Source organism: Micromonospora sp. NPDC049044 (assembly GCF_040649215.1).
In the GTDB taxonomy this organism is placed as follows: domain Bacteria; phylum Actinomycetota; class Actinomycetes; order Mycobacteriales; family Micromonosporaceae; genus Micromonospora.
In genome coordinates this window covers 120,211-140,468 of sequence record NZ_JBEZFA010000008.1, presented here as the reverse complement: position 1 = coordinate 140,468, position 20,258 = coordinate 120,211, and the positions used below count along the sequence as shown (strand labels likewise).

General features: G+C 72.1%; 18 protein-coding genes. 14 read left to right on the top strand and 4 right to left on the bottom strand.

The genetic code is table 11. The annotated features are described in order from the left end of the window. Positions 1-10: 10 nt before the first annotated feature. From AB0B85_RS09015 to AB0B85_RS09005, 3 genes are all read left to right on the top strand, one after another. On the top strand, positions 11-1,549 hold the full coding sequence (locus AB0B85_RS09015; RefSeq protein WP_357405187.1) for an NAD(P)-binding domain-containing protein: 1,539 nt from the start codon (positions 11-13) through the stop codon (positions 1,547-1,549). Next, on the top strand, positions 1,539-2,921 hold the full coding sequence (locus AB0B85_RS09010) for a fatty acid--CoA ligase family protein (RefSeq protein WP_357405185.1): 1,383 nt from the start codon (positions 1,539-1,541) through the stop codon (positions 2,919-2,921). Before AB0B85_RS09015 ends, AB0B85_RS09010 begins: the two co-directional genes overlap by 11 nt. An 82-nt stretch (positions 2,922-3,003) precedes the next feature. Beyond that, positions 3,004-3,912: a lytic polysaccharide monooxygenase gene (locus AB0B85_RS09005; RefSeq protein WP_357405183.1), complete on the top strand. Its 909-nt coding sequence runs from the start codon at positions 3,004-3,006 to the stop codon at positions 3,910-3,912. A gap of 19 nt (positions 3,913-3,931) precedes the next feature. Here the strand turns inward: AB0B85_RS09005 and mgrA are convergent, their stop codons facing one another. Further along, on the bottom strand, positions 3,932-4,927 hold the full coding sequence (gene mgrA, locus AB0B85_RS09000) for an L-glyceraldehyde 3-phosphate reductase (RefSeq protein ID WP_357405181.1): 996 nt from the start codon (positions 4,925-4,927) through the stop codon (positions 3,932-3,934). Positions 4,928-4,997: 70 nt separating this feature from the next. On the opposite strand from mgrA, the gene AB0B85_RS08995 reads away from it, so the two are divergent. The 8 genes from AB0B85_RS08995 (at position 4,998) to AB0B85_RS08960 (ending at position 13,545) form a co-directional block, all read left to right on the top strand. Then, a complete protein-coding gene (locus AB0B85_RS08995; RefSeq protein ID WP_357405179.1) occupies positions 4,998-5,978 on the top strand; it encodes an aldo/keto reductase in 981 nt (326 codons plus the stop codon). Between the two features lie 5 nt (positions 5,979-5,983). Beyond that, positions 5,984-6,481: a hemerythrin domain-containing protein gene (locus tag AB0B85_RS08990; RefSeq protein WP_357405177.1), complete on the top strand. Its 498-nt coding sequence runs from the start codon at positions 5,984-5,986 to the stop codon at positions 6,479-6,481. Between the two features lie 55 nt (positions 6,482-6,536). Then, positions 6,537-7,781, top strand: coding sequence for a histidine kinase (locus AB0B85_RS08985; protein WP_357405175.1), 1,245 nt, complete (start codon positions 6,537-6,539; stop codon positions 7,779-7,781). Beyond that, entirely contained in the window at positions 7,778-8,428 is a 651-nt protein-coding gene (locus AB0B85_RS08980) for a response regulator transcription factor (RefSeq protein WP_357405173.1), read from the top strand. Before AB0B85_RS08985 ends, AB0B85_RS08980 begins: the two co-directional genes overlap by 4 nt. 76 nt (positions 8,429-8,504) lie before the next feature. Next, on the top strand, positions 8,505-9,581 hold the full coding sequence (locus tag AB0B85_RS08975) for a hypothetical protein (protein WP_357405171.1): 1,077 nt from the start codon (positions 8,505-8,507) through the stop codon (positions 9,579-9,581). A 55-nt stretch (positions 9,582-9,636) separates the two neighbouring features. Continuing rightward, positions 9,637-11,097 carry a sigma 54-interacting transcriptional regulator gene (locus AB0B85_RS08970; RefSeq protein WP_357405169.1) on the top strand — a complete coding sequence of 487 codons (1,461 nt, stop codon included), beginning with the start codon at positions 9,637-9,639 and terminating at the stop codon, positions 11,095-11,097. A gap of 2 nt (positions 11,098-11,099) precedes the next feature. Then, complete coding sequence (locus AB0B85_RS08965) at positions 11,100-13,052, top strand: VWA domain-containing protein (RefSeq protein WP_357405167.1); 1,953 nt, start codon at positions 11,100-11,102, stop codon at positions 13,050-13,052. 28 nt (positions 13,053-13,080) lie between these two features. Beyond that, complete coding sequence (locus tag AB0B85_RS08960) at positions 13,081-13,545, top strand: hypothetical protein (protein WP_357405165.1); 465 nt, start codon at positions 13,081-13,083, stop codon at positions 13,543-13,545. A 185-nt stretch (positions 13,546-13,730) separates the two neighbouring features. Here AB0B85_RS08960 and AB0B85_RS08955 read toward each other — a convergent pair whose 3' ends face one another. Further along, on the bottom strand, positions 13,731-14,789 hold the full coding sequence (locus AB0B85_RS08955) for a DJ-1/PfpI family protein (RefSeq protein ID WP_357405163.1): 1,059 nt from the start codon (positions 14,787-14,789) through the stop codon (positions 13,731-13,733). Positions 14,790-14,841: 52 nt separating this feature from the next. On the opposite strand from AB0B85_RS08955, the gene AB0B85_RS08950 reads away from it, so the two are divergent. Beyond that, on the top strand, positions 14,842-16,146 hold the full coding sequence (locus AB0B85_RS08950) for an MFS transporter (RefSeq protein ID WP_357405162.1): 1,305 nt from the start codon (positions 14,842-14,844) through the stop codon (positions 16,144-16,146). Positions 16,147-16,165: 19 nt separating this feature from the next. Here AB0B85_RS08950 and AB0B85_RS08945 read toward each other — a convergent pair whose 3' ends face one another. Both AB0B85_RS08945 and AB0B85_RS08940 read right to left on the bottom strand, forming a co-directional pair. Then, positions 16,166-16,876, bottom strand: a complete 711-nt coding sequence (locus tag AB0B85_RS08945) for an RICIN domain-containing protein (protein WP_357405160.1) — start codon at positions 16,874-16,876, stop codon at positions 16,166-16,168. Positions 16,877-16,946: 70 nt separating this feature from the next. Then, a complete protein-coding gene (locus AB0B85_RS08940) occupies positions 16,947-17,417 on the bottom strand; it encodes a YbaK/EbsC family protein (RefSeq protein ID WP_357405158.1) in 471 nt (156 codons plus the stop codon). Between the two features lie 93 nt (positions 17,418-17,510). On the opposite strand from AB0B85_RS08940, the gene AB0B85_RS08935 reads away from it, so the two are divergent. Continuing rightward, positions 17,511-18,908, top strand: a complete 1,398-nt coding sequence (locus AB0B85_RS08935; protein WP_357405156.1) for an FAD-binding oxidoreductase — start codon at positions 17,511-17,513, stop codon at positions 18,906-18,908. Further along, entirely contained in the window at positions 18,905-20,248 is a 1,344-nt protein-coding gene (locus tag AB0B85_RS08930) for a class I SAM-dependent methyltransferase (protein WP_357405153.1), read from the top strand. Before AB0B85_RS08935 ends, AB0B85_RS08930 begins: the two co-directional genes overlap by 4 nt. Positions 20,249-20,258: the final 10 nt, after the last annotated feature.

Genomic DNA, 20,258 nt, shown 5'->3' with positions numbered 1-20,258 from the left:
ATTGCGTCGCATGACGCACGATTGCCTGATCATCGGAGCCGGGCCGGCGGGTCTACAGCTCGCGGAGCTACTTGAGCGCGACGGTCACGACTACGTGGTGCTGGAGGGCGGCCCGCGGCCGGGCACATTCTTTGAGACCTATCCCCGGCATCGCCAGCTGATCTCGATCAACAAGGTGTGGACCGGGTCGGCGGACCCGGAGTTCAATCTTCGGTCGGACTGGAACTCGTTGCTGACCGACGATCCGGCGCTGCTCTTCAAGAACTACAGCACGCGCTACTTTCCGGCCGCCGACGATCTCGTGCGTTATCTCGCCGACTTCGCGCGGGGTCTGAACGTCCGCTACGACACCCGGGTGACCTCGGTGGCGAAGACCGACGAACTGTTCACGGTGCGGGCCGGCGACCAGGTTTTCCAGGCGCGCAGAATCGTCGTCGCCACCGGCGTCTCCCAGCTCTACGTGCCGCCGATCGAGGGCGCGGAGCTCGTCGAGCGCTACGACACGGTGAGCGTCGAACCCGCCGACTTCGTCAATCAGCGCGTGTTGATCATCGGTAAGGGCAACTCGGCCTTCGAGACCGCGGACGCGCTCGTCGAGACCGCCGCCACGATTCACCTCGCCGGGCCGCACTCCATCAAGCTGGCCTGGCAGACCCATTACGTGGGGCACCTGCGCGCGGTGAACAACAACTTCCTGGACACCTATCAGCTGAAGTCCCAGAACGCCGTCCTGGACGGCACCGTGGAGCAGATCAGCAAACGGGAGGACGGCGGGTTCCGGGTGGTTTTCCGCTACGCCCGAACGGTCGAGAAACTGCGCGAACTCGCGTACGACCGGGTCATCCTCTGCACCGGATTCCGCTTCGACGCGTCCATCTTCGCCGAGTCCGCCCGGCCGGAGCTGGTCATCAAGGATCGGTTCCCGGCGCAGACGCCGGCCTTCGAGTCGGTGAACGTCCCCGGTCTCTACTTCGCCGGCACCCTCAGCCAGCAGCGTGATTTCAAGAAGTCCACGAACGGCTTCATCCACGGCTTCCGCTACGCCACCCGCGCACTGCACCACATCCTGCGCGAGCGGCACCACGGGCAGCCCTGGCCGTCGCGGCCGATCCCCGCGACGCCGGAGGCGATCGCCGATTCGATAATCGCCCGGATCAACGTGACCTCGGCGCTGTGGCAGCAGTTCGCGGTGCTCGGTGACGTCATCACTGTCGACGGCGAAACCGCCCGCTACCGCGAGGAGGTGCCGGTCGCCTACCTGCGGGACGCGGAGCCGGACGTGTTCGCGTTCCTCATCACCCTCGAGTACGGCCCCGACCACGACCAGGTCGACCCGTTCGACATCACCGTTCCGCGCCCGGCCGAAAACGACCCGGACGCCGCGCAGGACGCCGGCTATCTCCACCCCGTGGTGCGGGTGCTACGCGACGGGCAGGTCGTCGCCGAGCACCACCTGGCGGAGAACCTGGAGAACAACTGGGACCTGCCGAGCGTGCATCGGCAGCCCCTGGAGGTCTTCGTCAAGGGCGTCCTCGCCGATGCCCGCTGACCTCTGGCCGCAGCCCGTTCTCGACCTCCTGGCAGCCGGCGGGGACCGGCCGGTCTTCGAGGACGGGCCGCTCGTCACGACCGCCGCGGAGATGGCGGGTCTGATCCGGCGCGTCGCGGCCGGGCTGCGCTCGTCCGGGGCGGGACCCGGAGTGGGTGTCACGCTCGATCTGCCGGTCACCGCCGCCGCCTTCGCCGCCACCATGGCCGCCTTCGCCATCGGGGCGCGGGTGTCCGGGTGGCGCCCCGACCTGAGCCCGGCGCAGCTGTCCGGCTCCCTCGTTGTCGACTCGGTTCAGCTGGCCTCGCTCGCCGAGCATCCCGACGACGGGCTGCCACTTGCCGCGGCGGGACGGCCCGACGATCCCGCGCGGATCATCTGGACCAGTGGGAGCACGGGCACGCCGAAGGGTGTGGTGCAGACCTACGCGGCCATGTCGGCGGCCTGGGTCCCGTACCCGGACCGGTGGCCCCCGGCCATCGCCGAACTGGCCACCCGGATGCAGCGCTACCTGGTCTTCGGCTCGCTCGCCAGTCAGGTGATGCTCGAGTACGGCGTCCTCGCCCTCGCGGCGGGCGGCACCCTCGTCGTGGCCCCCCGGCCGGTCTTCCCGGCTGCCCTCGTCGAACACCGGGCCACGGCGAGCGTGATCACCGTCGGCAAGCTGCACCAGCTGATCCGGGACCAGCGCGCCAACCCGGTGGACCTGCGCCACCTGCGGGCGTTGATGGTCTCCGGGTCGCCACTGGCGCCGGGCCGGCTGGCGGAGGCGCTCGACGTGCTGGGTCCGGTGGTCTTCCACGGGTACGGGCAGACCGAGACGTCGATGATCGCCATGGTGACACCGGCCGAGCTGGTGGCCGACGCGGCGACGCTGGCCACTGTTGGTCGGCCGGCCGTGGAGGTCTCCGTTCGCGGCGGGGAGATCTACGTCCGCACCCCCGCGCAGGCATCGTCGTACTGGCAGGACCCGGACGAGTCGGCCGAGGTGTTCGTGGACGGCTGGGTGCGTACCCGTGACCTGGGGGAACTCGACGCCGACGGATACCTGCGGCTGCTCGGGCGCGCCCGGGACGTGATCATCGTCAACGCGCAACTGGTCCACGCCGGACCGGTGGAGCGGGCGCTCGCCGCCGACGCCGCGGTCGGCGAGGCGTACGTCGTCGGGCGCCCGGACGAGCTGACCGGCGAGGCGGTGCACGCCTTCGTGGTGCCGGTGGCCGGGCGGACGCCCGACCCGGACGTGTTGCGCAAGCTGGTGGCGGTGCGGGTGAACGATTTCGCCGTGCCGCGAACCGTCACTGTCATCGATCGCGTCCCGCTCGCGCCGAGCGGCAAGCCGGACAAGAGCCAACTCGCCCAGCTCGGGTAGCGCTCGACGGGGAACGGTGATCGGGCCCGACGTCGAACCTTTGCCCTCCGCCGGCCGTACCAGTGGACGGGAGGTCAACCTCATGACCGTACGCCGGCTCCTCGCCACGGTGCTCGTCGCTGCCGCGACAGTGCCGCTGGCCGCCACACCCGCCCGCGCGCACGGCGCCCCGACCGACCCGATCAGCCGGGCGGCGGCCTGCGGGCCCGTTGGCCGGTACGCGGCCACCGCCGCCTGCAAGGCCGCCGTCGAAGCGGGCGCGGCCGTGCGGGAATGGGACAACGTGCGGGTCGCCGCGATCGACGGGCGGGACCGGGAGCGGATCCCGGACGGCGAGCTGTGCAGCGGCGGGTTGTCCGCGTACCGGGGACTGGACCTGCCCCGCACCGACTGGCCGGCCACCGACCTGACGGCGGGCGCGACGTTCACCTTCCGGTACCGGACCACAATCGAGCACCGGGGCACCTTCCGGCTCTACGTCACCAGGTCCGGGTACGACCCGAAAGCGCCACTGACCTGGTCGGATCTCGAAACACGCCCGTTTCTGACGCGCACCGACCCGCCGGTGCGGGCCGGCGCGTACCAGTTGGCGGGCCGGCTGCCGGCGGGGCGCACGGGCCGGCATCTGATCTACACGATCTGGCAGAACTCCAGCACCCCGGACACCTACTACTCCTGCTCGGACGTGGTGTTCCGGGGTGCCAAGGTCAAGGCCACCCCCGCGAAGGGTGCCGCGGTCGCGCCGCGTACCACAGCGAGTGGGCCGGCCACCACCGAGCCGGCGGCGGTGGTGGCGGCGGCCGACCCGGGCGTGCCGGTGGCGTCGGTGACCGACCTCGACGGGCGCTGGCCGGTGCTGGCCGGTGCCGCTGTCGTGCTGGTCCTGGTGCTGCTTGTCGGCGCGGGCCGACGACGCCGCACCGCGGCGGCCCCGGTCGGTCGGCAGTGCGAGGTACGCAACCACCGCCTCGGGCGGCGCCGGATCTGGTGACCCGGCCCGCCCGTGCCGGTCAGCCCAGCAGGCCGTCGATCTCGGCCAGCTCCTCGGCGGTGAAGTCGAGGTTGTCGAGCGCGGCGATGTTCGTCTCCAACTGCGCGACGCTGCTCGCCCCGATGATCAGGCTGGTCATCCGCGGGTCACGCAGCGCCCAGGCCAGCGCCAGCTGGGCCAGGGACTGGCCGCGCCGCTCGGCGACCGCGCCGAGCCCGCGGATGGTGGCCATCTTCTCGTCGCTGAGGTCGCTCTCGTTGAGGAAGACACTCGTGCGGACCCGCGAGTCGGCCGGGATGCCGCCCAGGTAACGGTCGGTCAACAGACCCTGGGCGAGCGGGCTGTACGCGATGCAGCCCGCCCCGACCTGCTCCAGCGTGTCGAGCAGGCCGTCGGACTCGGTCCAGCGGTTGAGCATCGAGTACGACGGCTGGTTGATCAGCAACGGGGTGCCCAGGTCGCGCAGGATCGCGGCGGCTCGGGCGGTCTGCTCGGAGTCGTAGTTCGAGATGCCCACGTAGAGCGCCTTGCCGGAGCGGACGACGGCGTCCAGCGCGCCCATCGTCTCCTCAAGCGGGGTGTCCGGGTCGAACCGGTGCGAGTAGAAGATGTCGACGTAGTCCAGCCCCATCCGACCCAGTGACTGGTCCAGCGACGAGATCAGGTTCTTCCGCGAGCCCCACTCGCCGTACGGGCCGGGCCACATCAGGTAGCCGGCCTTGCTGGAGATGACCAGCTCGTCCCGGTACGCCCGCAGGTCGGTGGCGAGCATCCGACCGAAGTTCTCCTCCGCCGAACCGGGCGGCGGCCCGTAGTTGTTGGCCAGGTCGAAGTGGGTGACCCCCAGGTCGAAGGCACGTCGGACGATGTCGCGCTGCCTGTCGAACGGGCGGTCCGGGCCGAAGTTGTGCCACAGCCCGAGGGAGACGGCGGGCAGTCGCAGGCCACTGCGTCCGCTGCGCCGGTAGGTCATTGTGTCGTAGCGGTCATCCGCGGCGAGGTAAGTCACGATCATGAGCCTAGCCACGGCCGGTAGTGCCCGGGATCGGGCGTGGAAACCAGGACAACGGGGTAGTTTCGAGGCCATGCGGTTCATCGCCCTCGACACCCCCAAACCGCTCTCCACAATCGGCCTCGGCACCTGGCAGTTCGGCTCCCGCGAGTGGGGCTACGGCCCCGACTTCGCGCAGCGGGCCGCCCAGATCGTCCGGCGGGCCGTCGAGTTGGGCGTGACGGTCTTCGACACCGCGGAGATCTACGGGTTCGGGCGCAGCGAGCGGATCCTCGGCGCGGCGCTCGGCGACGACCGGGCCAAGGTCGTGGTCGCCAGCAAGATCTTCCCCGTGCTGCCGGTGGCCGCTGTGGTGCAACAGCGGGCGGTAGCCTCGGCGGCCCGGCTCGGCGTCACGAGCATCGACCTCTACCAGGTGCACCAACCCAACCCGCTCGTCGCCGACCACACCACGATGCGCGGCATGCGGGCCCTGCAGGACGTCGGGCTGGTCGGCGAGGTCGGGGTGAGCAACTACGGGCTGCGCCGCTGGCAGGTCGCCGAGGCCGCACTCGGCCGGCGGGTGCTGAGCAACCAGGTCCGCTACAGCATGCTGGACCGCGCCCCCGAACAGGACCTGCTGCCGTACGCCCGGCAGGCGGGTCGGGTCGTCATCGCGTACAGCCCGCTGGCGCAGGGCTTCCTCTCCGGGCGCTACGACGCGAAGCACCCGCCGAGCGGCGCGGTCCGGCGGGCCAACCCGTACTTCCTGCCGGAGAACCTGGAACGCGGTGCGGTCCTGATCGACACAGTGCGCCAGGTGGCCGACGCCCACGACGCCACCCCCAGCCAGATCGCGCTGGCCTACCTGCTGCACCACCCGAACGTGCTCGCCATCCCCGGCGCGTCCGGGGTGGAGCAGATGGAACGCAACGCCGCCGCCGCGGACATCGACCTCGCCGACGACGAGTACGCGGCGCTCGCCGAGGCCGCCAAACGCTTCCGACCGGTCACCGGGCTCGCCGCGATGCCCCGCATGCTGCGTACCCGGTTCGCCGGCCCGACGGGAAAGTGAGCACAGTGGACGACATCACCGCACTGATCCTGGACGACCACGCCGCCTTCCGGCGTGGGTTCGCCCGCCTCGACGACGCCCGCGACGAGCAGGAGCTGCTCGCCGTCTGGGACGCCCTCGCCCTGCACCTGGACATCCACGCCGAGGCGGAGGAGGCGATCCTCTACCCGCACCTGGTCAAGCACGGCGACGACGGCGAGGACGAGACCGCCGACGCGATCGGCGACCACAACAAGATCCGTGACGCCGTCGCCGAGGCGAAGCTGCACCCGGTCGGCTCGGAGCAGTGGTGGGCGGCGGTCGGCACGGCCCGCCGGGAGAACAGCGAACACCTCGCCGAGGAAGAGGACGAGGCGCTGCCCGACTTCCGCCGGCACGCCAGCACCGAACTCCGCGCCGAGCTGGGCCAACGCTGGCTCACCTTCTACGGCGAGCACAAGAACGGCCGCAACCTGCCGTTCCGCGACAAGGACCCACAGCAGTACGTCGCCGACCACCGCTGAGATCTCCCCGGCACGGGGGAGTCGCCGGGCCCGGTTCCGGCACGAGAATGACGGGGTGACAGTCCGCGCGGCGCTGACCCCGCTGGTCGCCGGCACCACCTGGCGACGCGGCGTCTTCCTGCTGCTCGGCGGCGTGCTGGCAGTGCCGTACGGGGTGCTCGCGGTGACCTTCGCCCAACTGTTCGCCGACTCGGCGATCCCCCGACCACTTGTCTACGCCCTGCTGGTGATCGCGGTCCTGATCGCCGGGCTGCCGCTGCTGCTGGACGGCAGCCGGGCACTGGAGATCGCCGCCGTACGGGCCCTGCTCGGCGTCGACCTTCCCGAACCCGCACCCGGGTACAGAGGCGACCGGGAGACCCGGCTGCGCAGCGCGCTCTGGATCGCCACCCACCTCATCGTCGGCGCACTGGTGATGATCGCGCTGTTCAGCGCCCTGCCGATGGCACTTGCCTTCATCGCCCAGCAGTTCGGCATCGGCACCGAGGTGATCAGCCGCGAACGGTTCGGGCCGCTGGACGGGCGCGACGGCGGCTGGTTGACGGCGAGCGGGGTGGCCCTGCTTGTCGCCCTCGGTTACGCGGTCGCCGGGCTCGGCGCGCTGGCCGGCTCGATGGCGCCGGTGCTGCTCGGCCCCGCCCCCGCCGAGCGGATCGCCGCCCTGGAAACGCAGGCCATCCGGCTCGCCGAACGCAACCGGCTGGCCCGGGAGCTGCACGACTCGATCGGGCACGCGCTGACCGTGGCCACCCTCCAGGCCGGCGCGGCGCGCGAGGTCCTCGATACCGACCGGGAGTTCGTCCGGCGGGCGCTCACCGCCATCGAGGAGACCGGGCGAACCGCTATGGACGAGTTGGACCACGTGCTCGGGCTGCTCCGGGAGACCGGCAACGACCGCCGGGTGGTGGCGCCGCAGCGTACCCTCGCCGACCTGGACCGGTTGGTCACCGACGCCCGCGCGGCCGGGCTGGCGGTGCACGCGCACCGCGTCGGTGACCCGGCACGGGTGCCCGCGGCGGTCTCCCGGGAGGGCTACCGGATCGTCCAGGAGGGCCTCACCAACGCCGCCCGCTACGGCCACGGGCCGGTGACGCTGCGGCTCGACCTGCACCCGGGAGCACTGGAATTGGAGCTGGTGAACGCGCTGAACCGGCCCGGCCGGGCCGCCCCGGGCCGAGGCGGCCGAGGCCTGGACGGGATGCGGGAACGGGTGCTGCTGCTCGGTGGCCGGATCACCGTCGGCCCCGAAGGCGACCGCTGGCTGATCCGGGCCCGACTGCCGTACGAGGAGGCGACATGAGCACCGGGGTGCTGATCGTCGACGACGACGAGTTGATCCGGGTGGGGCTGCGGGCCATCATCGACGCCCAACCCGACCTGCGGGTGCTCGCCGAAGCCGGCGACGGCGCCGAGGTGCCACCGCTTGTCGCCCGGCACCGCCCGGACGTGGTGCTGATGGACGTGCGGATGCCCCGCATCGACGGCATCCAGGCCACCCGGCACCTGCTGGCCACCTCCGCCGACCCGCCCCGGGTGCTCGTGGTCACCACGTTCGCCAACGACGAGTACGTCTACGAGGCGTTGCGCGCGGGAGCGTCCGGTTTCCTGCTGAAACGGGCCCGGCCCGCCGAGGTGGTGGAGGCGGTCCGGGTGGTCGCGGCGGGCGAGTCGCTGCTCTTCCCAGCCGCGATCCGCCAGCTGGTCGGGGCGTACGGGCCGGTGGGCGGCGACCGGTTGCAGGCTGCCCGGCTCACCGAACGGGAGGCCGAGGTGCTGCGGTTGATGACCACCGGCCGGTCCAACCCGGAGATCGCCGCGCACCTGGTGGTGGGGGTGGAGACGGTAAAGACGCACGTCGGCAACGTGTTGGCCAAGCTCGGGGTCCGTGATCGAACGCAGGCGGTCATCGCCGCCTACGAGTCCGGCTTCGTCACCCCGTCCGGCTGATCGCTCCCTCCGCCGGGGGAGCCGGTTCACCGCCTGCCGGGAGGGAACCGGCCGGGCACCGACCGACGCTGAGAGCATGACAATCGTAAATTCCCCAGCGCTTCGCCCCGGCTCGCGCTGGCCGGACCGGCTCGCCCCGCTGGCCGCCGGTTGGCTGGGCCTGTGGGGTGTCCTCGCCCTGATCGGCGCGCTCACCGACGCCGGTTACCCGTTCGGCGCGAACGACCCGCACGGCGGTGACGTCAACCTGCTGCGCCTGGTCCCGGTGCACCTGGCCACCGCACTGTTCGCCGGCGTACTGCTCACCGCCGCGGTGGCCGCGCTGGCCATGAGCCGCCCGGCTGCACACACGCCCGGCCCGCTGCGGGTGCTGCTCGCCGGCTACGGCTGGGCGGTGGCGTTCCTACTCGCCGTGGTCGTGCCCGACGCCCGGGTGCTTGTCGTTCTCGGCTACCTGCCGATCCTCATCGTCGGAGCACCGTTCGGCTGGCCCCCGGTCGACTACTCCGACGTCTTCAACTGGGCGCTGTTCGCCCGGTTCGCCGCACTGGCCGGCGGACTGCTGCTGGCCGGGGCGGTGCTCACCTGGCAACGGCGTACCGCAGGGGCCTGCGTCGGCTGCGGCCGAGGCGACACCGACCGGGGGTGGACCACCCCGGCCGCCGCCACGCGCTGGGGCCGGTGGGCCGCCGGCACCGCCGCCGTCATCCCGTTGACGTACGCGCTGACCCGGTTCGCCTGGGCTGCCGGCATCCCGCTGGGCATCTCCCGGGAGTTCCTCACCGAGATGCAGGACAGCGGACTGGTGTGGGCCGGGTTCGGGCTCGGTGCGTTCGCCACCGTCGGCGCGATCCTCACCCTCGGGCTGGTGCAGCGCTGGGGTGAGCGATTCCCGCGCTGGATGGTCGGGCTGGCCGGCCGCCGGGTGCCGGCGACTCTGGCGGTGGTGCCCGCCACAGTGGTCGCCATCGCGGTGACGGCGGCCACGCTGGGGCTGCTCAGCAACCCCGAGTTCTGGCGGCTGACCGGCGGCTTCAGCCTGACCGGCGCGCCGATGCTGCTCTGGCCGCTGTGGGGAGTGGCGCTCGGCGCCGCCACGTACGCGTACCACCTGCGCCGCCGGGGCACCTGCCGGCGCTGCGGTCGGGGCTGAAGGTGGGACGGGGTGCTCGCCGATGCTCGGGGCACCCCGGCAAAGGTGAGCTAGCGTGGGGCGGGTGACTGCGCCTAACCCGGTAATCCCGGTTCCACCGGCCGACCTGCCCGGCACGCTCGGCGCGCTGCGGGCAGCCGGTCACCAGTACCGCACCGTCAAGCAGGAACTCCGCGACAACCTTCTCGCCCGGATGCGCTCGGGCGAAGCCCGTTTCCCCGGCATCGTCGGCTACGACGACAGCGTGCTGCCCGAGGTCGAGCGGGCCCTGCTCGCCGGGCACGACATGGTGCTGCTCGGTGAGCGTGGCCAGGGCAAGACCCGGCTGATCCGCGCACTCGGCGCACTGCTCGACGAGTGGACCCCGGTCATCCCCGGCTCGGTGCTCAACGAGCACCCGATGCACCCGCTCACCCCGGCGTCCCGCGCCCAGGTCGCCGAGGCCGGCGATGAGCTGCCGATCGGCTGGCTGCACCGCTCGATGCGCTACGGCGAGAAGCTCGCCACCCCGGACACCAGCGTCGGCGACCTGATCGGTGACGTCGACCCGATCCGGATCGCCCAGGGCCGCACCCTCGGCGACCCGGAGACCATCCACTTCGGGTTGGTGCCGCGCACCAACCGGGGCATCTTCGCCGTCAACGAGCTGCCCGACCTGGCCGAGCGCATCCAGGTGGCGCTGCTCAACGTGCTGGAGGAGCGGGACATCCAGGTCCGCGGCTACCAGCTGCGGCTGCCGCTGGACCTGCTCCTGGTGGCCAGCGCCAACCCGGACGACTACACCAACCGGGGCCGGATCATCACGCCGCTCAAGGACCGGTTCGGCGCGGAGATCCGTACCCACTACCCGGTCGACCTGGAGTTGGAGCTGGCGTTGATCCGGCAGGAGGCCGACCTGGTCGCCGCCGTACCGGAGCATGTGCTCGAGGTGCTGGCCCGCTTCGCCCGCGCCGTGCGGGAGTCGCCCTCGGTGGATCCGCGCTCCGGCGTCTCCGCCCGGTTCGCCATCGCCGCCGCCGAGACGGTCGCCGGTGCCGCGTTGCGCCGGGCCGGGCTGCTGGCCGCCACCGCCACCCCGGAGGGTCGCCCCGAGGCGGCGGTGGCCCGGGTCGGTGACGCGGTGTCGGTGACCAGCACCCTGCGCGGCAAGGTGGAGTTCGAGTCCGGCGAGGAGGGGCGGGAGATCGAGATCCTCGCTCACCTGCTGCGGACCGCGACCGCCGAGACGTTCCGGGCGCACCTGGCCGGGCTGGACCTGTCCGGGTTCACCGCACTCGTCCAGGACGGCGCGGCGATCGAGACCGGCGAGCTGGTAAGCGCTCACGAGCTGCTGCACCAGGTCGGCACCGTGCCCGGTCTGGCGAAGGTCCTCGACCGGCTCGGCCTGGGCGACGCGCCCACCCCGGAGGAGGCCGCCGCTGCCGTCGAGTTCGTGCTGGAAGGGCTGCACCTGACCCGCCGGCTGGGCAAGGACGTCACCGACTCGGGGCGCACCGTCTACGGCGGCCGGGGCTGACCATGGCCGGCAACCGGTTCCGGTACGGGCAGTGGACCGGCGGGCCCGACCCGCTGGCACCCCCGTACGACGTGCGTGGGGCGGTGGACGAGGTCGGCGCCGAGGTGCTGGCCGGCGGCAGCCTGCGGGAGGCGCTACGCAACCTGCTGCGCCGTGGCCCGCAGGGGCGGGGCGGGCTGGACGACCTGGCCGCCCGGGCCCGGCGGCTGCGCCGGGAGGCGCTGCGCCGGGGTGACCTGGACGGCGCGGTGACCAGGGCACGCGCCCTGCTCGACCAGGCCCTCGCCGCCGAGCGCGACGAGTTGCGAGGCCGTGACGACGACGGCGCGCGGTTCGCCGAGTCGGTGCTTGACAATCTGCCCCGCTCGACCGCGCGGGCGGTGGAGGAGTTGTCCGGCTACCAGTGGGCCAGCGACGAGGCGCGCCGGTCGTACCAGCAGATCCTCGACCAGCTCCGGGACGACGTGCTCGGTCAGCGGTTCGCCGGGCTGCGCGACGCCGTCCGCGCGTCCGCCGACCCGGCCGCGCAGCAGCGGCTGGCCGAGATGATGGGCGACCTGAACGACCTGCTGGCCCGGCACGGTCGCGCGGAGGACACCACGGACGCGTTCGCCGAGTTCATGCGGCGGCACGGCGACTTCTTCCCGGAGCAGCCGGAGACCGTCGACGAGCTTATCGACGTGCTGGCCCGCCGCTCGGCGGCCGGTGAGCGACTGATGAACTCGCTCTCCGACCGGCAGCGCGCCGAGCTGGCCGGTCTGATGCAGCAGTCGCTCGGCGACCGCCTCGCGGGGGAGTTGTCCGCGCTCGACGCGAACCTGCGGGCACTGCGCCCGGATCTGCGCTGGGGGCGTGGCGAACGGGTCCGGGGCGACCAGCCACTGGACTACGCCGACGCGGCCGGCGCGCTTGGTGAGATCGGCGAGTTGGACGACCTGCTGGACCAGCTCGACCAGGAACATCCGGGGGCCACGCTTGACGACGTGGACGTCGACGCGGTCGCCCGCACGTTGGGCCGGGAGGCGGCCGACGATGTGCGCCGGCTGCGGGATCTGGAGCGGGAGCTTCGCCGGCAGGGCTGGGTGGGCCGGGACGCCGAAGGGCTCACGCTGAGCCCGAAGGCGCTGCGCCGGCTCGGCGGGACCGCGCTGCGGCGGGTGTTCTCCGACCTGACCGCCGGGCCGCGCGGCCAGCACGACCTGCGCTCTGCCGGGGCCGCCGGCGAGGTCAGCGGGGCGTCACGCGCCTGGGAGTACGGCGACGAGCAGCCGTTGGACGTGGTCCGGACGCTGACCCGGGCGGTTCGCCGGGCCGGGCCGACGGTTCCGGTGCAACTCGCGGTGGACGACTTCGAGGTGGTGGAGACCGAGAAGCGGGCCTCGGCGGCGGTGGTGCTCTGCGTCGACCTGTCGTACTCGATGATCTCCCAGGGTCGTTGGGGGCCGATGAAGCAGACGGCGCTGGCGTTGGCGCACCTCATGGAGACGCGCTTCCCGCAGGACGCCCTGCAGATCGTGGGCTTCGGCCGGGAGGCGATGACGCTCACCCAGCAGGAGTTGGCCGCCGTCGAGCCGGACGGTGAGCAGGGCACCAACCTCCAGCACGCGCTGCGGTTGGCGGGTCGGCACCTGCGCCGACACCCGGACGCCGAGCCGGTGGTCCTGGTGGTCACCGACGGCGAACCGACCGCCCACCTGGACCCGGACGACGGGGAGGCACTGTTCCACTGGCCGCCGCTGCCGGAGACGATCGAGGCGACGGTCCGTGAGGTGGACCGGCTGAGCCGCTACGGTGCCACGCTCAACCTGTTCATGCTCGGCGACGACCCGGGCCTGCGGCGCTTCGTGGACGCGGTGGCCCGGCGCAGCCGAGGTCGCATGTTCACGCCCGACACCGACGACCTCGGCGAGTACGTGGTCTCCGACTATCTCCGCTCCCGCCAATCCCGCCGCTAACGCCCCGCCGGGCAGGTTGACTGGGGGCATGGAGAGTGGAGGGCTGCGGCGGGCCTATGACGGGGTGTTCGTCGAGCTTGACGAGGGGGAGTTCGGTCCGGCTCCGGAGGGGCAGCTCAGCGCGGAGCAGATCGTCGCGCACCTGGTCGCCAACGACGAGCTGATGATCCAGGCCACCGAGGCGCTGCTGGCCGGATCGCCGTTCGCCTACTACGAGTTGGAGGAGGACATCCACCGGCCGCAGCTCGACGCGCTGGCCGCCGAGCAGGGCGGTCTGCGGGGTTTGACCGCCCTGCTGCACGCCACCAGCGACCGGCTGTGCGGGCTCGTCGACCGGCTCGGCCTGGCCGCGGAGACCCCGGTCGAGACCCACCTGCGCGAGGGCTTCGACCTCATCGTGGACGAGCCGCTGCCCTGGTCCCGCACCCTCGACCTGCACACCCGGGTCCACCTACCCAAACACCAGGCCCAACTCCACCTGCTCCGCCCCTGAGCGCCGGTGCCGTTCGCCGGCGCCTCGGGGTGTCGCAGGATCGGCTGCCCCGCCCTGTTGAGCCTGATTCCGCTCTGGCATCAAGATGCCCCACCGGAATCAGGCTCGCCGCGGCAACTCCGCCCCGATCGCGTCGATCATGGAGTTCTGGTGGGGTATAAAAGCGGCATAATCGGGCTTACCGGTCACCACGACTCCATGATCGACGCGGACATGGGCGACGCGGACATGGGCGACGCGGACATGGGCGACGCGGGCCGGGGGTGGAAGGTGCGGCGGTAGGTCGACGGCGCGACGCCGATGCGTTGGTGTAGTTGCTGGCGCAGGGCGGCGCTGGTGCCGAAACCCGTGCGGTGCGCGATCTGCTCGACGGTGAGTTCGGTCGTCTCCAGCAGCAGTCGTGCGTGATCGGTGCGCTGTTGCAGCAGCCACTGCGCCGGGCTCAGGCCGGTCTCCGAGCGGAAGCGCCGGGTGAAGGTACGCACGCTCATCCGCGCCTGTTCGGCCAGGTCCCGCAGAACGATCGGCTCGTGTAGCCGTTGCCGTGCCCACTCCCGGGCGCCCGCGGTGCTGGTGTCGGTGACCTTCGGCACCGGCCGCTCGATGTACTGCGCCTGGCCGCCGTCCCGCCACGGCGGCATCACGCAGCGGCGGGCCGCCCGGTTGGCCACCTCGCTGCCGTGGTCGAGGCGGATGACGTGCAGGCAGAGGTCGATGCCGGCGGCGACTCCGGCCGAGGTGAGCACCCGGTCGTCGACGATGAAGAGCACACCCGGGTCGAGGTCCACCTTGTCGTGCAGGCGGCGAAACTCCTCCGTGTACGCCCAGTGGGTGGTCGCCCGACGCCCGTCGAGCAGCCCGGCGGCGGCCAGCACGAACGCCCCGGTGCAGATCGACATGATCCGGGCGCCCCGCTGGTACGCCGCCCGTAACGCCTCGGCCGCCGCCGGCTCGACGGTGCCCGAGGTCAACGCGCTGCCGGCGTGGATGCCGGGGACGATCACCGTGTCGGCGGTGTCGAGCAACTCCAGACCGTGGTCGGGGAGCACCTGGAAACCGGCAGTGCTCCGCACCGGCCGCCCGCCCGGGGTGCACACCCGTACGTCGTACAGGTGCGTGTCCTCGGCGGTGCGGGCGGTGCTGAAGACCTGCGAGGGGGTGCCGAGGTCCAGGCCGACCACCTGGTCCAGGGCGAGTACGGCGATCCGGTGCGGGCGAACGGTCATGGCCCGATTATTGCGCATGATGGCTTTCCGGCCACTCGTCGCGGTGACCGAGCCCGCCCAGACTGGTTCCGTGACCAAGAACCGTCGTCTGCATCCCGCCTGGCTGGTCGCCGCCGTCGCCTTCGTGGCGCTGGTCGGCGCGGCCGGCTTCCGCGCCACCCCGTCGGTGCTGCTGCACCCGCTGCACGAGGAGTTCGGTTGGCCGCTGGCCACCATCTCCGCCGCCGTCTCGGTCAACCTGCTGCTCTACGGGCTCACCGCGCCGTTCGCCGCCGCCCTGATGGACCGGTTCGGCATCCGCCGGGTGGTCTCGGTGGCGCTGCTGCTTGTCGCGGCGGGCAGTGGGTTGACGGTCTTCATGAGCGCCAGCTGGCAGCTACTGCTCTGCTGGGGCGTGCTGGTCGGGCTGGGCACCGGGTCGATGGCGCTGGCGTTCGTGGCCACCATCACCGGGCGCTGGTTCGTGCGTCGCCGAGGTCTGGTCACCGGTGTGCTGACCGCCGGTGGGGCGGCCGGACAGCTGGTGTTCCTGCCACTGATCGCCGTCCTGGTCCGCGACCACGGCTGGCGTACCGCCGCGCTCGTCGTGGCCGGAGCCGCACTTGCGGTCGTACCCCTTGTGGTGTGGTTGCTGCGCGAGCACCCGGCGGATCTCGGGCTGCCCGCCTACGGGGCGACCGAGGTCGTCGCGGCACCGCCGGCGACCGGCGGGGCGGCGGCCCGGGCGCTGGGCGCGCTGACGACGGCGGCCCGGACCCGCCCGTTCTGGCTGCTGGCCGGCGGGTTCGCGATCTGCGGGGCGACCACGAACGGCCTGGTCGGTACGCACTTCGTGCCCGCCGCACACGACCACGGCATGCCCCAGACCACCGCGGCCGGACTGCTCGCCCTGGTCGGGCTCTTCGACATCGTCGGGACCATCGCCTCCGGCTGGCTCACCGACCGGGTGGACAGCCGGTTGCTGCTCGGCATGTACTACGCGCTGCGTGGGGCGTCCCTGCTGGTCCTGCCGAGCCTGTTCGCCGGCTCCGCCAGACCGAGCATGCTGGTGTTCATCATCTTCTACGGCCTGGACTGGGTGGCGACCGTGCCGCCGACGGTGGCGCTGTGCCGGGAGTACTTCGGCACCGCCGGGGCTGTGGTGTTCGGTTGGGTGTTCGCCGCCCACCAGTTCGGCGCGGCGATCGCCGCGACCGGTGCGGGGCTGGTGCGGGACCAGCTCGGCGACTACGCGATGGCCTGGTACGCGGCGGGAGCGCTGTCGATCGGCGCCGCCGGGCTGTCGTTGCTGCTGCGTCGACGGCCGGGCCAACCGGTGCCGGCGGCCGTGCTGGCCGCCGCGACCGCACCGAAGGCGTGGAGCTTCCGGGGCTGAGCTGCGGTGCGCCGGCCGGTCAGCCCAGCGTCCACTGCTGGGCCGGCCGGCTGTCGCACTGTCGCTGCCGGATGTCGTCGCCGGCCTCGACGCCCTCGTTGTCGGCCTGGGCGCACTTGCCGCTGTGCACCGCGACCAGCAGCACCGGGCCGTTGCCGATGGGGTTCAGCCGCCACTGCTGGTTGGTCCCACCGTGGCAGGGGAACTGCATGAGCGCCGTGCCGTCGTCCTGGCTGCCACCCTCGACGTCGAGGCACTGCCCGGACGCGGCGTTGGTCACCGTCGACGCCTCCGGGCCGACCGGGGTGATCACCCAATCCTGCTCCGGGCCGCCGGTGCAGACCGCCAGGTGCGCCTTCGCCTGCTGGCCTTCGCCGTAGAGCCCCAGGCACAGGCCCGAGTCGGCCTTGAACACCCGGGGCCCGGTCACCGGCTCGGCGGCTGTCCCCGGGCTGGGCTCGGCCGCCGCGCCGGTGGGCTGCGCTTCGGTGGGCTGCGGTTCGGTGGGCTGCGGCTCGATGGACGGTGCGCCGACCGGCGCCGGCACTGTCGGCTCGTCGTCGCTGTCGAACAGCCCGGTGCCGAAGAGCACCCCGAGGAGTACCCCGACCACCCCGACCGCCAGCGCCACCCGCAGCAGCGGATCGGCGAGCGGGCCAGACCGGGCTGCTCGTCGGCCGCCGCCGTAGACGGTGCCGGTGGGGTTGGGGCGTTCCTCGGACGCGGACATGGGCGTCATCCTCACCCACCGCCGCCGGCGGCTGCCAGTCGGCGGGTCGGTCGCCGACCCGGAGCGGCGTTCAGCGGGTGGGTTGCGGGTCGGTGACGTCGGCCACTGTGGCATCCAGGGCCGTGATCGCGGCGTCGGCGTCGATCGCGACGGCGAGGCCACGCTCCCCCGAGCCAAGCGTGATCTCCCGGCCGCGTAGCCGCTCGTCGGCGATCACCGGCCAGGCCGTGCTCGCGCCGAACGGGGTGATGGTGCCGCGCTCGTAACCGGTCGCGGCCAGCGCGCCGGCGGCGTCCGGCATGGAGAGTCGGTGCACCCCGAGCAGGGCGCGCAGTTTGGGCCAGGAGATGACCCGGTCGCCGGGGGTGAGCACGAACAGGTGATCAATTGCACTCCGGCGCACCACTATCGTTTTGACGACGTCGGGAACTGCCACCCCCCGAGCTGCGGCGGCCTCCGCGAGGCTGCCGACCGCACCGTGGCTGACCAGGCGATATGTCAGTCCGGCGGCGTCCAGGGCGGTGATCGCGGGCGATGGCATGCCCGCCACGGTAACCGCCTGACCTGCCACCGGACGGGAAACCGCCGCAGCCCACATCCCACGGTTTCCCAAGTACGAGCGTAAGGTGATCACATGCGCGCTGAGCGTGTGGATCACCCCATTGACCATGATCAAGCGGTGGACACGCTGCGACGGTCGTACGCCGCGGTGCCCACTGGCGAGCCTGTCCGGCTGGCCAAACGAACCTCCAACCTGTTCCGCCCCCGGTCCGCACCCCGGACTCCGGGGCTCGACGTGAGCGGCCTGAACGGCGTGCTGTCGGTCGACCCGACCGGGCGCACCGCCGACGTGCAGGGCATGTGCACCTACGAGGACCTGGTCGACGCCACGCTGCCGCACGGGCTGATGCCGCTCGTGGTGCCGCAGTTGCGCACCATCACGCTCGGCGGCGCGGTGACCGGCCTGGGGATCGAGTCCACCTCGTTCCGCAACGGCCTGCCGCACGAGTCGGTGCAGGAGTTGGACGTGCTCACCGGCTCGGGTGAGATCGTCACCGCCCGACCCGACGGGGAGCACGCCGACCTGTTCACCGCGTTCCCCAACTCGCTGGGCAGCCTCGGTTACGCGACCCGGCTGCGCATCGAGCTGCAACCGGTGGGCCGGTACGTGGCGCTGCGCAACGTCCGGTTCACCGACCTGACGGCGCTCACCGACGCGATCGCGGAGGTGACAGCGACCCGGTCGTGGGCCGGGCAGGCGGTCGACGCGATGGACGGGGTGATGTTCAGCCCCGGCGAGGCGTACCTGGTCTTCGCCACGTTCACCGACGCCGCAGACCCGCCGAGCGACTACACCGGTCAGTCAATCTACTACCGGTCACTGCGTCGGCGCACCCGGGACGTGCTCACCGCGTACGACTATCTCTGGCGCTGGGACACCGACTGGTTCTGGTGCTCTGCGGCGTTCGGCGCGCAGCACCCGGTCGTGCGGCGGCTCTGGCCGGCGCGCTACCGGCGCAGCGACTTCTACCACCGGCTGGTCCGGCTTGAGCACCGCCACCAGGTGGCGGCCCGGATCGACAGGCTGCGCGGGCAGCCCGCCCGGGAGCGGGTCGTGCAGGACGTGGAGATCCCGCTCGACCGCACGGCCGGCTTCCTGCGCTGGTTCGCCGGCGCGGTGGGGATGACCCCGGTGTGGCTGTGTCCGTTGCGGCTGCGTGAGCCGGCGGGAGCCGGTTCGGCGCGGTCGTGGCCGCTATATCCACTCCGGCCAGGGCAGGACTACGTCAACATTGGGTTCTGGGGGAGCGTGCCGATCGCGTCGGGCGCCGCCGACGGCGACGTCAACCGCACGATCGAACGCAGGGTGTCGGAGTCGGGCGGGCACAAGTCGCTCTACTCCGACGCGTACTACGACCGGGACGCCTTCGATCGCCTGTACGGCGGCGACACATGGCGGGCGGTGAAAGACCGCTACGACCCGGACCACCGGCTGACGGGACTGTACGAAAAGGCGGTAGCACGAGCATGAGCCTGACCGACAGAGATCAGGGGGCGGCGAGCGTCCCCGCCACCCCGCCGGCGGGGGGCCGGCACACGGGTCCGACCGTGGCGGATGTCGTCCGCGCGGTCACCACGGGGCCGTTACCGGTGCGGATCACCGGGTACGACGGCAGTTCCGTCGGCCCTTCCGACGCCGGTATCACCCTGGCGATCCGTTCCGAGCGAGGGCTGTCCTACCTGCTCACCGCTCCGGGTGACCTGGGCATGGCGCGGGCCTACGTCAGTGGTGACCTGGCGTTGCAGGGGGTGCACCCGGGTGACCCGTACGAGGCGTTGCGGGTTCTCAAGGACGAGTTGCGGCTGCGCCCACCGTCGCTTACCGAAGGGCTGGCGCTGGTCCGTGGGCTGGGCTGGGAGCGGCTGATGCCGCCGCCGGCTCCGCCGCAGGAGGCCCAGCCGCGGTGGAAGCGGGTGATGAACGGGCTGCGGCACTCCCGGGTGCGCGACAGCACGGCGATCTCGCACCACTACGACGTCTCCAACGCCTTCTACGAGAAGGTGCTCGGCCCGTCGATGACGTACACCTGCGCGGTTTTCCGGTCTCCGGACGACACGCTGGAGCAGGCCCAGGCGGCCAAGTACGACCTGGTCGCCGGCAAGCTGGCGTTGAAGAAGGGGATGCGGCTGCTGGACGTGGGCTGCGGTTGGGGTGGCATGGTCCGGCACGCCGCCCGCGAGTACGGCGTCAAGGCGCTCGGGGTGACCCTGTCGAAGGCGCAGGCGCAGTGGGCGCAGGCGGCGATCGAGCGGGAGGGGCTGACCGGGCTGGCCGAGGTGCGGCACCTGGACTACCGGGACGCGCCGGCGGAGCAGTTCGACGCCATCTCCTCGATCGGGCTGACCGAGCACATCGGGGTGCGCAACTACCCGGCCTACTTCGGGGCGCTGCGCTCCCGGCTGCGGGCCGGGGGCCGGCTGCTCAACCACACAATCACGCGGGCGGACAATCGGGCGCCGCACCGCTCCGGCGCGTTCATCGACAGGTACGTCTTCCCGGACGGGGAGTTGGCCGGTCCGGGTCGACTGATCAGCGAGGTGCACGACGCCGGGTTGGAGGTGCACCATGAGGAGAATCTGCGCCAGCACTACGCGCTGACGCTTGCCGCCTGGTGCCGCAACCTGGTGGAGCACTGGGACTTCTGCGTCTCCGAGGTGGGTGCGGGGACCGCCCGGGTGTGGGGCCTCTACATGGCCGGCTCGCGGATGGCGTTCGAGCGCAACGGCATCCAGCTGCACCAGGTGCTGGCCACGCACAACGGCCCGGATGGGGTGAACGGCTACCCGTTGCGACCGGACTGGTTGCCCTGATCACCTGCTG